Origin of the sequence: Paenibacillus sp. GYB006, from assembly GCF_036577645.1 — a bacterium.
In the GTDB taxonomy this organism is placed as follows: Bacteria; Bacillota; Bacilli; order Paenibacillales; family Paenibacillaceae; genus Paenibacillus.
Genome location: NZ_JARBDA010000001.1, coordinates 624991 through 639905 on the forward strand (window position 1 = coordinate 624991; position 14915 = coordinate 639905).

General features: G+C 43.1%; 15 protein-coding genes. 11 read left to right on the forward strand and 4 right to left on the reverse strand.

Annotation, left to right across the window (positions count from 1 at the left end):
- Nucleotides 1-6: 6 nt before the first annotated feature.
- The gene (locus PV403_RS03065) at nt 7-1374 is read right to left on the reverse strand and encodes a YheC/YheD family endospore coat-associated protein (protein WP_213532105.1); all 1368 of its coding nucleotides are present in this window, start codon (nt 1372-1374) and stop codon (nt 7-9) included.
- A gap of 194 nt (nt 1375-1568) precedes the next feature.
- Between PV403_RS03065 and PV403_RS03070 the strand changes: the two genes are divergently transcribed.
- From PV403_RS03070 to PV403_RS03080, 3 genes are all read left to right on the forward strand, one after another.
- Nucleotides 1569-1919, forward strand: a complete 351-nt coding sequence (locus tag PV403_RS03070) for a YlbF family regulator (protein WP_285747566.1) — start codon at nt 1569-1571, stop codon at nt 1917-1919.
- A gap of 148 nt (nt 1920-2067) precedes the next feature.
- Entirely contained in the window at nt 2068-2337 is a 270-nt protein-coding gene (locus PV403_RS03075) for a hypothetical protein (protein WP_332083793.1), read from the forward strand.
- Between the two features lie 156 nt (nt 2338-2493).
- Complete coding sequence (locus tag PV403_RS03080) at nt 2494-3831, forward strand: DRTGG domain-containing protein (protein ID WP_332083578.1); 1338 nt, start codon at nt 2494-2496, stop codon at nt 3829-3831.
- 20 nt (nt 3832-3851) lie between these two features.
- Here the strand turns inward: PV403_RS03080 and PV403_RS03085 are convergent, their stop codons facing one another.
- From PV403_RS03085 to PV403_RS03095, 3 genes are all read right to left on the reverse strand, one after another.
- Nucleotides 3852-4163 (reverse strand): YtpI family protein, encoded by a 312-nt coding sequence (locus PV403_RS03085; RefSeq protein WP_332083579.1) that lies wholly within the window; start codon nt 4161-4163, stop codon nt 3852-3854.
- A gap of 105 nt (nt 4164-4268) precedes the next feature.
- Nucleotides 4269-4754, reverse strand: a complete 486-nt coding sequence (locus tag PV403_RS03090; protein WP_213532109.1) for a hypothetical protein — start codon at nt 4752-4754, stop codon at nt 4269-4271.
- 18 nt (nt 4755-4772) lie between these two features.
- Nucleotides 4773-5099: a YtrH family sporulation protein gene (locus PV403_RS03095; RefSeq protein ID WP_191798628.1), complete on the reverse strand. Its 327-nt coding sequence runs from the start codon at nt 5097-5099 to the stop codon at nt 4773-4775.
- Nucleotides 5100-5254: 155 nt separating this feature from the next.
- Here PV403_RS03095 and PV403_RS03100 point away from each other — a divergent pair, with 155 nt between their 5' ends.
- The 8 genes from PV403_RS03100 (at nt 5255) to PV403_RS03135 (ending at nt 14664) form a co-directional block, all read left to right on the forward strand.
- Nucleotides 5255-8962, forward strand: coding sequence for a DNA polymerase III subunit alpha (locus PV403_RS03100; RefSeq protein WP_332083580.1), 3708 nt, complete (start codon nt 5255-5257; stop codon nt 8960-8962).
- A 199-nt stretch (nt 8963-9161) separates the two neighbouring features.
- On the forward strand, nt 9162-9653 hold the full coding sequence (locus tag PV403_RS03105; RefSeq protein WP_213532248.1) for a phosphatidylglycerophosphatase A family protein: 492 nt from the start codon (nt 9162-9164) through the stop codon (nt 9651-9653).
- Nucleotides 9654-9821: 168 nt separating this feature from the next.
- Nucleotides 9822-10010, forward strand: coding sequence for a glutamate decarboxylase (locus PV403_RS03110; RefSeq protein WP_191797943.1), 189 nt, complete (start codon nt 9822-9824; stop codon nt 10008-10010).
- 211 nt (nt 10011-10221) lie between these two features.
- Complete coding sequence (accD, locus tag PV403_RS03115; protein WP_332083581.1) at nt 10222-11112, forward strand: acetyl-CoA carboxylase, carboxyltransferase subunit beta; 891 nt, start codon at nt 10222-10224, stop codon at nt 11110-11112.
- A 1-nt stretch (nt 11113) separates the two neighbouring features.
- Nucleotides 11114-12079 carry an acetyl-CoA carboxylase carboxyltransferase subunit alpha gene (locus PV403_RS03120; protein WP_213532112.1) on the forward strand — a complete coding sequence of 322 codons (966 nt, stop codon included), beginning with the start codon at nt 11114-11116 and terminating at the stop codon, nt 12077-12079.
- Between the two features lie 140 nt (nt 12080-12219).
- Nucleotides 12220-13635, forward strand: a complete 1416-nt coding sequence (pyk, locus tag PV403_RS03125) for a pyruvate kinase (protein WP_213532113.1) — start codon at nt 12220-12222, stop codon at nt 13633-13635.
- Between the two features lie 108 nt (nt 13636-13743).
- On the forward strand, nt 13744-14262 hold the full coding sequence (locus tag PV403_RS03130) for an acyl-CoA thioesterase (RefSeq protein WP_374705798.1): 519 nt from the start codon (nt 13744-13746) through the stop codon (nt 14260-14262).
- 6 nt (nt 14263-14268) lie between these two features.
- Entirely contained in the window at nt 14269-14664 is a 396-nt protein-coding gene (locus PV403_RS03135; RefSeq protein WP_213532115.1) for an FxsA family protein, read from the forward strand.
- Nucleotides 14665-14915 lie beyond the last annotated feature (251 nt).

A 14915-nucleotide genomic window follows, 5' to 3' on the forward strand; every position in this document is an offset into this window, starting at 1 on the left:
ATGGATTCAGAAGCCTGCCAAATAGGCAGAATATTCAAGCATAGCTTTTACAGAAGGACGTATCTTGTTATCCGAAAGCGGTGTATTATCATTTTTGGAAGGTTTGGAATTCACCTCAATAAGCCAAATGTTTCCTGACGTGTCCATAGCAAGATCAATACCGAGTTCTCCAAAATGAGCCGGGATGGTTTCTTCAATGGCTGCAGCAATATCAAGAGCCGCTCGGCGCATTTGCGCAAGGGCATTTTTTTTGACTTCCGGAGGAAGTGGCGTTTTATTGACCGCTTCTTTTAACGTACTAAGTGAGCCGCCTCTAGCCAGATTCGACACAAAATGGCTTCCTCCGGCGATCCGCGCCACAATAGAGGTAACCTTCCATTTTCCTGTGTTATTCTTCTGGACCAAGGCCCTGAAGTCTACCGGCTTTTTTCCAATATCAATAAGCGGAATACCTTGCTGGATCTGAAATTTTGTTGTTTTCATCTTTCCTGATAATCCTGTGAAAAGTTTGGCTAGAGTAGGATAAGTTTGTTTCTGTACCCCGCCTACTAAGGTGGCATGAGTCAGGTAGGAGCCGTCCGTTTGTCGTGAAATCCGAATAATACCTTTGCCAAGACTGCCCCGTACAGGTTTTAGAAATACAACGGGATGAGCCAAACACATACTTTTAAATCTAGAGAAGGACTTAAGTAAGTGGGATTCAGGCAAATATCGTTTAAGTCCAGCATTTGTTTTCAGCGCTTCGAATACTTCATGCTTATCGAGAAATTTCTCATTATACATCTGTGTTCCGTACAGGGATTTTACTTCCTTCACAAAATGCTGTACGCTAGGTTTATTCTCAAGTTTGCGTGAAGTAAGCCGATTATTGATGACGTCGGCTACTGGCATGACTGTTTTTTTCCAGCCATCGTCGTAAATCCAGCCATCGATTTGCCCAGTTACCGTTTCGACGTGACTTGGAGTAATGAAATACACATACGCACCCTGTTTTTGACACGCACCGACCAGTTCTCTACAGAACATGGTGATTGAACCAAAAGGTTTTTCAAGCTGTTCCGGGTAGTCTCTGCTGATTAGAACACTAATGAGCGGACCAATACGTAGTGTACGGCTGTCGGCATGATAACGAATTTGAAGGACAGAACGGTTAATGAGACCCAGTTTCTTAGCTAAGGAGGGACTCATCCGCATCCCTTCGTATTTCGGGACGGAAAGAACGGTTACTTCCTGATTGAAACTTCCGAATGCGAGGATTAACGGACGTCCAGTGGGGATTTTCCATTGCTTGAGAAATTTATCCCCGAGCATCACGACGTCATCCTGCAGAAGGCCAGATCCGCTTATTTGGATCGCTACTTTTTTCTTTGACATCGTGGATCTCCTTCCAGGGGGCAAACAAGATGTCTGTTTTAGGGTGGAATGGGTAATAGAACAATGCATGTGATTCATCATATGAGGACATATATCCCTTGGTGATTGACCTACTTTTTAAAATTGTTTTTAACTTGCCTGAAACCTAACCTAGAAATGAAGTATTATTTAAAATCAGCTGGGAGGAATTATTAATGAATGTTCATGACAAAGCTAACGAACTTGCAAAAGCACTGAAAGAAAGCGAAGAAGTACAGGAAATTACAGCAGCTATGAAATTGGTGGATGCAGATCCAGACAGCAAACGTATGCTCGAAGACTTCCGCAGACGCCAAAACGAAATTCAGCAGCGCATGATGTCAGGTGATATGCCGGCTCAAGAAGAGATGGAACAAATGGAAAAATCATTTGAAGTTCTTAGTCTGAATCTTAATATCCGCAGACTATTTGAAGCTGAACGCCGCTTGAGTGTGATCATTGAAGACGTGAACAAAATTATTATGGAAAGTCTGCAACATCTATATGGCGGACCTGCAAATCAGTAGGATCAATTCTCTGATTTCTCACGCTTCCTAATTTGTCCACATATTTACCACTTCTCATTCATAGAGTAGATATATAGATTCATGAGAAAGAGGAGTGAGAAATGTGGTAGGAAAATTAAAATTATCGAAGGCAAAACATATTTTCTACATGCTTATCGCCGGTGGAATGACGCTTTATGCCTTGCCTAATCTTTCGTTTACCGGATGGAGTGCTGCATTCAGTGCTACTTGGTTAGCTTTTGCCCTTCTCGTTATTGGTGCAAATCTACACTTTATTCTGGGTGTAGACGAGGAGAAGAGAAAAGCACTTGACCGGGTACGCAAATCTAAACTTCGTCAGTGGGAACTGAAGTGGATGGAAGATAAGGAGAGTGGGAAAACGGTGAAAATTGTTCCTGCTAAGGAGCGTTCACAGTGAATTTTTCACGCGCAAGGGTTTGTTCTGTAAGCTGGAAATGGCTTCAGGACAACCCTTTTTTTGTTTCTATTAAAAACCTAATTTTGGTTATTTTATGTAGTTCGTGATATAATGAGTACAGACTAGTACAGTTCCGAAATAAAGGGGTGTAACAGATTGGAAGGGAACGAAGAAAACGTTACGAAGCATGTGCAGCTTCTTGAATACATAAGGCATCTAAAAATCGGGACAAAAATATCAGTTCGTGGATTGGCAAAAGAACTTGGTGTAAGTGAGGGAACGGCATACCGGGCTGTAAAAGAAGCAGAAAATGCGGGACTTGTTGTTACGAGAGAAAGAGTAGGAACGATAAGAGTAGAGAAAAGATTGCGCGGTGCTTCAGAACAGTTGACGTTTGGAGATGTAGTAGAGATTGTAGAAGGGTATGTTCTGGGAGGCAGAGAGGGGCTTTCTAAGCCACTCCATAAGTATGTTATCGGTGCAATGAAGGAAGAAGCAATGGCCAAATACATTGATGCTGACAGCTTGCTCATCGTAGGAAATCGGGACAATGCCCATTTGCTGGCTTTGAATCAGGGGGCCGGGGTGCTGATTACCGGAGGATTCGAGACGAGTTCAGAAGTAATCCAGCTTGCGAATGAGCTGAGCCTTCCTATTATTTCATCCCGACATGATACCTTTACAGTAGCATCTATGATCAACAGGGCTATTTTTGATCGGCTGATTAAGAAAAAAATTATGCTTGTCGAAGATATCGTAGGAGACAAGCCCAGATCATATTATCTTAAACTTAGCAGTACGGTTTCCGATTTCAGCAGGCTGGTTCTGGAAACAGGAGAACTCCGTTTTCCTGTTATAGATGAATGGAATCGGGTCATCGGGATTATTACTCGCAAAGATGTCATCGAACTCGATCAGAACGAGGCGATAGAGAAATGTGTGGTTCGCAAGCCAGTTACAGCAACCCTCAAAACTTCTCTTGCTTCTGCGGCTCAGTTAATGGCTTCGGAGGGGATTGATTATTTACCTATTGTGGATCGGAATCGGAAGCTCATTACCTCCGTCAAGCGCAGAGAAGTGCTGGATGCTATGCGAGAAGCGCAGAAACAACCGCAGCTTGGTGAAACGTTCGATCATTTGATATGGAATGGTTTTGTAGAAGAGCGAGGTCCCGAAGGAGACACTAGATATAATGGGATTATCATTCCGCAGATGGCTACGGATTTAGGAACGATCTCGGAAGGTGTGCTTGTCAACTTAATGACGCAGGCGGGTTATAAAGCTGCTCAGGAGAAGACAGGCAGTGATCATGTACTGGAGAATATCACAACTTATTTTGTCCGGCCTGTACAGATTGAAGACAAGATTAGTATTGTGCCGAGAATTCTTGAAGTCAGCAGACTTAACTGTAAATTGGATATTGATATTATCCATGAAGATAATAAGTTAATCTGTAAAGCAATCATGACCCTTCAAGCGATTGACCGGGTATAAACTATAGCGAAAAGTCCGCCTTATACAGGGGACTTTTCGCTTTTTTGATTCGCATAGTAACTGTGGTTACGAATACCGGAAAATACATGGAATGCGCCAAGAACAAGAAAGATAGCTTCGATGATGACGGCAACCGTAGACCCTTGAAACATGAACATCTGGATACATGCCAGTACAATCAGCATAATGCCCATCCAAATATTGCTGAGCGCTTGTAAAAGGCCTCTTTGCTGCTGATCACGTGACCGTCTGCTGCGAACACTAGAGATACCCGCGGTGATCGTAGAGATGAGCAGCAGTGCGAATAAAACATATCTAATGATATCTAGCATAGTTGGTAGGACAGCTCCTTTTTAGGAAAAATATACATGTTGTCCTCATTGTATCATGAATTTCCTCTAGTATATTGAAAAAATTCCCATAGGCTTTAGGCTTCCTTAACGAAAGGATGGCGTGATTTCGACCCATACTTGAAGCACACCTTCCATAACAAGCATGGTTGTAATTTTGACAGAGTAGGGCTTCTCTCTCACGGTGTATGTTTTTTTATCCATCATAATTCGGGTCATTTTACTATACTCATCGATGTTATATACATCTCTGCCCCGCAGCACCTCAAGTTCATCGCCTAACAGTTGGATAATCTCCTTCACAGAAACCGAGTCGGGGATCTTGTCTGATTCTTCTGCACGAATATTAATTTCTTTGATTACGGTTTGTCGTTTACTGTATTTTTTTAAGGTTTTTATATCTTCAATATACTGTTCTTCTTGAATCTTTAAATCTTTGTTTTCAAGCCACAGCTCATTGTAACTTGCATGAAACACCGCATTGTAGACGACGCATCCGATAATCATACCCAGCACAAAGACACCGGATAATTGTATAAAAGGACGTATAAGATAGGTTGGCGGTACACGCATGAGACGTTTACCTCCTTCCTAGTTTCGTGTTGTACATATCCATTTGACTAGCTCTGTCCCCATATGAGCACCTAAAAAAGCAAAAATCAGATACAAGATTTGTTTAATCGCAGGAGATAAGTTTCCATCCAGCATATTACTTTCTATGACACGCATGGGATCAATCGTTCCACCGACAGCAGCGGCCAGGGCCCAAATTTTTATTCTGCCTGCAACATCCAGCATTGTCTGAGTAGGAGGCTGAAGGGAAACGACCGCACCGACTCCGCCGAGCATTGCCCCGCCGAGTACAATGCCAAACGCAATAAAGAAATCAAGGATAATCTTAGACATGAAACTCATAATGTGGTCCGGCTCCTTTCTGTCCTCCTTCGTTTGAATACTAGAAAGGAAGGACACAGCTTGCTTGTACTCTATTCTATGGGCGGAGCCTGCCTTGTTATGATAAAATAGAAAAGATAAAATACGTGAAATATGATTAAGGGAAGGATGTAACGGTCATGAGTTCATTTGTGCATTTACATGTTCATAGCGAATACAGCCTGCTTGACGGTGCTGCACGGATTGTAGAGCTCGTGGACAAGGCAGCGAACGACGGGATGAAGGCTCTTGCTTTAACAGACCACGGGGTCATGTACGGAGCAATCCCTTTTTATAAAGCATGTGTAGCAAAAGGAATCAAGCCAATTATCGGCTGTGAAGCTTATATAACAGCAGGTTCTCGTCATGAACGGGGAAACCGCAAAGATCAACCCATTTATCACTTGATATTGCTTGCTCAGAATCATATTGGTTACCAAAACCTAATGAAACTTTGTTCGATAGGTCATTTGGAAGGATTTCATTATAAGCCTCGAATCGATATGGAGAGCCTCGCGCAATACAATGAAGGAATCATCTGTTTAAGTGCGTGTCTTGGAGGAGAGATTCCGCAGCATGTACTCATGGGACGTATAGATGAAGCTAGAGAGGCTGCTATTCGTTATAAAACGATATTTGGAGACCGCTTCTATCTTGAATTGCAAGATCACGGTCTCGCTGAACAGAAACGAGTGAATCCTGAACTTATTCGTCTATCAAAAGAGCTGGATATTCCGCTCGTTGCAACGAACGATGCTCATTATCTGTCTGAAGAGGATGCGGAAGTTCAGGACGTACTCATCTGCATTGGCACGGGTAAAACCGTGGATGATGAAGACCGGCTTCGTATCCCCTCAAGCCAGCTCTATTTAAAGAGCAGTGAGCAGATGCAAAGTCTGTTTCCGCATGTACCAGAAGCGATTGAAAATACAGTACGGATCGCGGAGCGCACCAACTTGCAACTTGAGTTTGGAAACTATATTCTGCCGGCCTATAGACCGATACCAGAAGGACTCACACCAGGCGAGTATCTTAAACAGCTGTGTGAAGAAGGGCTTAGATCACGATATGAGGATACAAGCCACTTTAGCAGTGAAGAAGGGAAAAAGGAACTATTTGACCGGCTGTATTATGAGCTTGGTGTAATTGAAGAAATGGGTTTTTCTGATTATTTCTTAATTGTTTGGGATTTTATTGCCTATGCCCATCAGGAGGGCATTGTAACCGGACCAGGACGGGGTTCCTCAGCGGGAAGCCTTGTCGCTTATGTTCTACGCATTACGAATGTCGATCCGATAAAATATCGGCTTCTTTTTGAAAGATTCCTAAATCCCGAGCGGATTACGATGCCTGATATCGATATTGACTTCAGTGATGAGCGAAGAGATGAAGTTATTGACTATGTATCCAGAAAATATGGCCGCGAGCATGTCGCACAGATTATTACCTTTGGAACACTGGCTGCGAGGGCAGCAGTAAGGGATGTGGGAAGAGTACTCAGCATTCCGTATGCAGAAGTTGATAAAGCAGCAAAACTGATTCCAGGTCAGATTGGCATGAATATTGCCAAGGCGCTCGAACTCACTCCTGAGCTCAAAGCACTCTATGAAACCAAGCCCAAAACAAGAGCACTGCTGGATATGGCGAAAAAAGTAGAAGGCATGCCAAGACATGCTTCGACACATGCGGCTGGTGTTGTCATATCGAGAGATCCGCTGACAGATGTGGTTCCTCTTCAGGAAGGCAGCGAAGGAGCAGCGCTGACGCAGTACTCTATGGAAAACCTGGAGTCCATTGGTTTGCTCAAGATGGACTTTTTGGGACTAAGAACTCTGTCTATCATCGAACGCTGCTTGCGCTGGGTTAGTGAACAGGAAGGCGAAGCTCCAGATTTTCGGTATATTTCTGATGATGATCCTAAGACCTACGAAATGCTGGGAAATGGGGATACGACAGGCATTTTTCAATTGGAATCTGCAGGAATTCGGAAGGTGCTGAAGGATCTTAAACCTTCTGTTTTTGAAGATATCATCTCGGTACTTGCTTTATATCGTCCGGGTCCAATGGAATTTATTCCTAAGTATATTCAGGGTAAGCATGGACTCATTGAAGTGGAGTATCCGCATAAAGATCTCATCCCTGTTCTAGAAGATACGTACGGTATTATCGTATATCAGGAACAGATCATGCAGATTGCTTCAAGCATGGCTGGATTTTCACTTGGAGAAGCAGATTTGCTGCGCAGAGCTGTGTCCAAGAAAAAAAGAGAAGTGCTTGATCGTGAACGAGAACACTTTGTTAAAGGAAGCGCAGCGCAAGGATATAGCAAGGAAGAAGCGGATCAAGTCTATGACATGATTGTTCGTTTTGCCAACTACGGGTTCCCGCGTGCGCATGCCGCAGCCTATGGGATTTTGGCATTTCAAACCGCTTATCTGAAAGCACATTATCCTGCACCATTTATGGCTTCCATGTTAACTGCGGTCATGGGAAATCACCGGAAAGTAGCGGAATATGTCGTCGAATGCAGACGAATGGGCATCCCGATTCTTCCGCCTGATGTGAATGAGAGCGGGATTTTATTCACTCCAATCGTAGGACATAATGGAGACTCTCTTGGAGATGACCCGGCTACAGAAGAGAAGCCGCAGGGATGTATCCGATTTGGGCTGGCTGCCATTAAAAATGTCGGAACTCAAGCCATGGAGAGTATTCTTGCTGTTCGCAGCAAAGACGGTCCATTTGTAAGTTTGCTTGATTTTTGCAGAAGAGTTGACCTTAGAGTCTGCAATAAACGTGTGATTGAATCTCTGATTCAGGCAGGTGCTTTTGACAAGCTTCCAGGCCACCGGGCACAACTGCTTGCCATGCTGGATGAGGTGGTGGAAGCGGCACTGAAATGGCGGAAAGAGCGAGAAGACTTACAGATTCAACTTTTTGATTTTGTAGAAACGCCAAACTGGGAGATTGAGTATCCGAATATCCCTGAACATAGCATGTCACAACAACTTGAACTCGAACGTGAACTGCTTGGTCTTTACCTCTCTGGACACCCGCTTGACAATTATAGTGAAGTTTTGGAGGCAGAAGAAGCAAACAAACTGATGGAACTTGCAGATGCCGAAGATGAGTCAGTGGTTGTAACCGCAGGCATGGTTGTATCGGTCAAACAGATTACGACCAAACAAGGAAAATCGATGGCCTTTATGGAGCTTGAGGATCAGATCGAGCGGACAGAAGTGGTTCTTTTTCCAGAAGTATGGCGAAAAAGCGCACAACTGATTGACAAAGGTGCGTTACTTGCGATTCGAGCTAAAGTACAGCTTCAGGATGAAGGATTTAAGCTCCTTGCTGACGAAATAGCTCCTTTATCCAGTGAGAACCTACATCGTCTTGCCTTACAAAAGCAGCGAAGTACAGGGCGGCAGGATAAAAAATATGGTTCCTCTGTTCAGACGAAGACAGCTACGTCTCCTCTGTCGCAGCGAACTCCCGAAGCAGCGAACCGTGCTACAGTGAATACATCGCCTAGGGGGACTTCTATTGCTTCTCACAAAGCGAAAGGGACAACTAAGACGGGGGCAGGAAACGAGTCAACACCTAAACTTAACGTGCGTGTAAAACAGCGGGTGTATATGAAGATAACATCAGCAGCAGAAAAGTCAGGTGTCCTTACAAAACTGAAGGCTGTATTACAGCAACATCCCGGACCTGTAACAACTGTTTTATTCTATGAAGAGCACAGGTCTTATAGAGCATTAAGTGAGGCTTATAGTATCAAACCTTCTCCTGAACTGATTGCCGGGCTTGAAGAAATTCTGGGTAAGGGAACCGTCGTAGTGAAGTAATACTTGTGATTAAGCAAGAGTAAGGTCTTGTGAAAATGATTCATTTAACGTACTTTTTACGAACAATTTCCATCCCGGCTGCATACACTTAGGAACACCAAACATTTGGTGCATTTTTAAGTAGATGGTTTGCTCTCACTTTGGTATAGACCTTTTCAAAATGAGACAATCATGGCTACAGGGATGGGGGAATCAGCGGATGTCATATGAAATTGTGGAAGCGATGCTGAAACGACGAGGTGTGACGATTGAATCGATTGCAGAGATCGTGTTCACCCTTCAGAAGAAGTTTCACCCGGAACTGAAAGAAGAAGAATGTGTAGAGAGTGTTCGTGCGGTTTTATGTAAACGGGAGGTCCAGTATACACTTTACACAGGAATTGCACTGGATGAGCTCGCAGAGAAAAAACTGTTACCACAGCCGCTTCAGGCACTGCTCGAAGCTGATGAGCCCCTTTATGGTGTGGACGAGACTCTAGCACTTGGTATTACTAGTGTATATGGGATGATTGGTCTGACGAGTTTTGGTTACTTAGATAAAGAGAAAATGGGGATCATTGAAACACTGAATGACAAAAATTCAGGAGTTCATGTTTTTTTGGATGATTTAGTTGCAGGTCTTGCCGCTGCCGCATCTGCAAGAATTGCTCATAAGAACATCAGCGCCAAAAATTATCCTTTTAATCCATAAATAAAGGTTTATCTTAAGTAAAAATAGGCGAAAACAATAGTTACATGAATAGGTAAAAATACATGAATCATTCTGCCTCCAAGCCTTTCTTGCGAAAAAAAAGAGAGTTATGTTATCATTAAGCCATTATGCGAGCTTTGATCATAGGGCTTAGGGGGCGGAAATGGCATGTGGACGGTGATATATATTGCACCGACAGCGAAAATTGCTGACAGACTAAAAACTCGGCTTGCGGATGAAGGATTTCTAGTACAGACCCGTCCCATCAGTTTATCCAAGCAACAGTATGAAATTCTCGTTCCCTCCGGTGAGTTAGAAGAGGTTCAGGAAGTACTGAATTCCATCTTGCATTCCTAAATGAAGCAATGGAGTTCTATTCTTGTTTGCGGACCTATTTTATGCGGCAGGGAATTTAAAGGAAAGAGCGAACGACTCCCTTGTCTGTGTGTGTCTGTCTCCTCTTTTTTTTGCGTATAGGCACTTTTTATGTTTGCCCATGCTATGTTGTTAATGGCTGGTCATATCTAGACTAGCAAGCCATCAAATTTACGGCTGAAGAGGTGTAGTTGTGTTCAAAGATATATTCCAGAAAAAGCGGAAATACGCGACCATACCTTCAGAGCGAACAGGGCAGAATGATGCTCCTGAAGGAGTGGACCGCCCAAGACGTGAGGTCCCGGAAGGGCTCATGAACAAGTGCAGTAAATGTGGCACGATTCAATATAGTAAAGAGCTTGAGAAGAATCTGAAAGTCTGTCCTTCGTGCGGCTATCATATGCGTTTAAATGCAATGGAACGTGTCAAGATGACACTTGATGAAGGCTTTATCGAATATGACTCGGATATGGTCTCAGTGGATCCATTAGAGTTCCCAGGTTACAAATCAAAGCTTGAACAACAAACCATGAAATCAGGTCTGAAGGATGCTGTAGTTACTGGTGAAGGCAGCATAGATGGTCATCCTGTAGTGGTCTGTGTTATGAGTTTTGACTTCTTTTCGGGAAGTATGGGTTCGGTGGTTGGCGAAAAAATCACAAGGGCTATAGAGAAAGCGACCCAGAAAAAGTTGCCTCTGATTATCTTCTCCACATCCGGAGGAGCTAGAATGCAGGAGAGTATCTTAAGTTTAATGCAGATGGCTAAGACAAGCAGTGCTCTTGCAAGATTGGACGAGCAGGGGGGACTGTATATCTCTGTCATCACTGATCCAACAACAGGCGGTGTGTCTGCCAGCTTTACTATGCTTGGCGACATTAACATTGCGGAGCCAGGAGCTATTTTTGGATTTGCCGGCCGAATTGTAATTGAGCAAACTATTCGTCAAAAGTTACCGGATGATTTTCAAACTGCTGAATTTAACTTGCAGCATGGACAGCTCGATATGGTAGTACATCGTAAAGATTTACGGACTACTCTAGCCAAATTACTAGATATGCATGAAGTGAAGGGAGAGGTGTAAGTTGGCGGGAGAGTTGCCACATGAAGCGCCCCTTACGGAGATGCGCAAGAAGATTGAAGAGCTTCAGCAGTTCGGTCTTGAAAAAGGAATTGACTTTACAGATGAGGTAAACCGATTGGAAGAGCGATATGCCAAACTTGAGGAAGAAGTATATTCTTCCATCACGGCTCCTCAGAAAATGCATATTGCAAGGCACCATCAGCGTCCAACCTCACTAGATCTTATAACGCTTGTTTTTACCGATTTCATGGAACTTCATGGCGATCGCCTGTTTGGTGATGATCTCGCAGTAGTAGGAGGTCTTGCTAAACTTGGAGGCAGACCGGTGACGGTTATTGGTCAGCAGCGAGGTAAAGATACCAAAGATAACATTGCACGATTTTTCGGGAGCGCTCATCCGGAAGGGTTTCGAAAAGCACTTCGTTTGATGCGCCAAGCGGACAAGTTTGGTCGTCCAATCATTACGTTTATTGACACTAAAGGTGCTTATCCTGGTAAAACAGCGGAAGAAAGAGGACAGTCAGAAGCAATTGCTCGCAATTTAATTGAAATGGCGAAGCTGTCTGTACCTGTCATTTGTGTTGTAATTGGAGAAGGTGGAAGCGGCGGAGCATTAGCGATGGCCGTTGGAAACCGGGTACTTATGCTGGAGCATGCCATTTATTCTGTAATTTCGCCTAACGGTGCAGCTTCTATTCTGTGGAAAGATGCCGCGAAGGCAGACCAAGCAGCAGAAGCTATGAAGATTACAGCACAGGATCTAATAGAGATGGAAGTTATTGAAGACATTGTTCCTGAACCTAAAGGCGGAGCTCATCTTGACTACGAAGCGACAGCCAAATCAATTAAACTAATGATTGAGCAGCATCTTTCCGAGTTAATAAGTATGACAGGGGAAGAACTTCGTCAAGATCGATACAACAAATTCCGCAAAATCGGAAAGTTTCAAGAAAATTTAGAAAAATAAAAGACCCTCTTTTAGAAGATTCTTCTTTCGGCAAAGATTAATATGACAAAGTTCCTATACAAATGACGAAATTTGTAGTAGATTTAATTGTTGGAAAAGGATATATAAAGAGAGTCTTGAAAACGGAGGAAACTACAAAAATGCGCAAAACAAAAATTGTATGTACCATTGGTCCTTCCAGTGAATCGTTGGAGAACACAAAAAAGTTGATCATGGCTGGTATGAATGTAGCACGTCTAAACTTCTCCCACGGTGATTATGAAGAGCACGGAGCACGTATCAAAACGATTCGTCAGGCTTCTGAAGAGTTGAACAAGACTGTTGCAATCTTGCTTGACACGAAAGGTCCTGAGATTCGTACAGGTAAACTTGAAGTAGAACCGATTGAACTAGTTCAAGATGAGTTTGTTACCCTTACAACCGAAGAAATCCTCGGTACTAAAGATCGTATTTCTGTTACTTATGAAGATCTGCCAGGAGATGTATCTCCAGGATCAACAATTTTGATTGATGACGGTTTGATCGGTTTAACAGTAGTGGAAGTAAATGGCACAGAAATTAAATGCCGCATCGTTAACGGCGGTACGATTAAGAGCAAAAAAGGCGTTAACGTACCAGGAGTTAACATTTCCCTGCCAGGTATTACCGAGAAAGATGCTAACGATATCATTTTCGGAATTGAACAAGGTATCGATTTTGTTGCGGCTTCCTTCGTACGTAAAGCAAGTGACGTACTTGAAATTCGCGAATTGCTTGAAAAGCATAACGCTGGCCATATCCACATTATCTCCAAAATTGAAAACCAACAAGGTGTAGATAACCTTGATGAAATTCTTGAAGCTTCCGATGGTTTAATGGTTGCTCGTGGTGATCTTGGTGTAGAAATTCCTGCAGAAGAGGTACCTCTTGTGCAAAAACGCATGATTGAGAAGTGTAACATTGCTGGTAAACCAGTAATTACTGCAACTCAAATGTTGGATTCTATGCAGCGTAACCCTCGTCCAACTCGTGCTGAAGCGAGTGACGTTGCGAACGCAATCTTTGACGGTACAGATGCAATCATGTTGTCTGGTGAGACAGCAGCAGGGAAATACCCAGTTGAGTCTGTTCTAACAATGGCTCGTATTGCAGAAAAAGCAGAATCTGCTTTAAATTACAAAGAACTTTATAAAAAGCAACGTAGTGCTCAAGAAATCACTGTAACTGAGGCGATCAGCCAATCTGTTGCAATTAGTGCATATGAACTACATGCAAAAGCAATTCTTACTTCAACGGAATCTGGTCATACTGCTCGTATGGTTTCCAAATACCGTCCTGAAGCTCCAATCGTAGCCGTAACAAATGAAGACCGTACGATGCGTAAGCTAGCTTTGACTTGGGGTGTAACTCCTGTTAAAGGTAAACCTTGTGATACTACGGACGGATTGTTTGCAAATGCAGTAGAAGGCGGCAGAAAATCCGGTATTGTAGAAGAAGGCGATCTTGTTGTTATTACAGCAGGTATTCCACTTGGACGCTCTGGTTCTACTAACCTCATCAAAATTGATCATATCTAATCGATATAATTAAAATAAAAGACGACAAAAAGCAATGGGGCCAATGGGTCCCATTGCTTTTTTCACAGTAATGAACCTCTGTAAAGGATGTGAAAACCTATGAGTCCAATAAAGGATAGGGACGGGCAAGAGAAAAGTGCGTGGTTCGGTACTTGTTTTCGTGTGCGTTATCAGGAAAGTGACCAAATGGGCGTTGTGTATCATGCCAATTATGTGAATTGGTTTGAGATTGGCAGAACCGAGATGATCCGCAGTCTTGGGCTGACGTATCGCAGTATGGAAGAAGCAGGGGTGATGTTACCTGTAATCGGTCTCGATCTCAAATACAAAAAACCTGCCAAATATGATGATTGTGTCACCGTTTGGACTCGAATCAATCAAATGAGCAGTGTTCGGCTTACTTATGAGTATGAAGTGCGGAGAGATGAGAGTTTGTCATTACAAGGGCAAAGCCCGATCTCCTTAGGCCCTATCACCTCATCTGCGGAGCTTCCAGGTGAACTTCTTGTTACCGGCACTACGCAGCATGCATGGGTAAACGGTGATTTTCGGCCTGTTAGACTTGATAAAAGTTTTCCGAACCTGTACGATGCATTAAGTAAGGCTTTAAGGCTTGGAAGGGAGTAACCGTACATGCGAAATTGGATGTGGGCTGCGCTTTTAATCATTCCCGGTGTGGAATTGTTTGGATTTATATGGGTAAGTGAAAGAATCGGCGCTGGATCCACGATTTTGTTGATTGTTTTAACATCGCTGATCGGGATCGCGATGATGCAATTTGAAGGCCGTAAAGTAATGCAGGACACCCGAAGAGAAATGCAAAATGGCCAGGTGCCTGGCCGTAAGATGCTGGATGGCCTCTGTGTTTTTGTAGGGGGCATGCTACTTGTCATTCCAGGGTTTGTAACTGATATTATTGGCTTTACTCTTCTCTTTCCGCTGACAAGACCATTATATCGAATCTTTTTATTAAAATGGCTGGAGAAGAAATTGAAAGAAGGAAAAATTAGAATTCATCGGCGATTCTGATTATTTATAGGAGCAGGGAGAATAATTTCTTCCTGCTCCTTTTTATGGTAGGTAAATATATACATAGCAATCCTTATTTGTCAATGAAAGTGGTTACAAAAAAATACTTATGCCTGTGAAAGAAATCTTTGATATCCTTTGAAACCTTCAAATTGTTCACATCATCGACAAAATCCAGTATGATGATGGAAGTGATACTTTTACACATGATGTCTGCAGAGCCTAGAATTTCTTACGAATATTTAATAATG

Bases quoted from the DNA above. Each gene is read 5' to 3' on its own strand.
- PV403_RS03135 (WP_213532115.1), top strand. From the start codon at position 14,269: ATGCGAAATTGGATGTGGGCTGCGCTTTTAATCATTCCCGGTGTGGAA.
- pyk (WP_213532113.1), top strand. From the start codon at position 12,220: ATGCGCAAAACAAAAATTGTATGTACCATTGGTCCTTCCAGTGAATCG.
- PV403_RS03110 (WP_191797943.1), top strand. From the start codon at position 9,822: ATGTGGACGGTGATATATATTGCACCGACAGCGAAAATTGCTGACAGA.
- PV403_RS03065 (WP_213532105.1), bottom strand. From the start codon at position 1,374: ATGTCAAAGAAAAAAGTAGCGATCCAAATAAGCGGATCTGGCCTTCTG.
- PV403_RS03085 (WP_332083579.1), bottom strand. From the start codon at position 4,163: ATGCTAGATATCATTAGATATGTTTTATTCGCACTGCTGCTCATCTCT.
- PV403_RS03090 (WP_213532109.1), bottom strand. From the start codon at position 4,754: ATGCGTGTACCGCCAACCTATCTTATACGTCCTTTTATACAATTATCC.
- PV403_RS03070 (WP_285747566.1), top strand. From the start codon at position 1,569: ATGAATGTTCATGACAAAGCTAACGAACTTGCAAAAGCACTGAAAGAA.
- PV403_RS03100 (WP_332083580.1), top strand. From the start codon at position 5,255: ATGAGTTCATTTGTGCATTTACATGTTCATAGCGAATACAGCCTGCTT.
- PV403_RS03075 (WP_332083793.1), top strand. From the start codon at position 2,068: ATGCTTATCGCCGGTGGAATGACGCTTTATGCCTTGCCTAATCTTTCG.
- PV403_RS03105 (WP_213532248.1), top strand. From the start codon at position 9,162: ATGTCATATGAAATTGTGGAAGCGATGCTGAAACGACGAGGTGTGACG.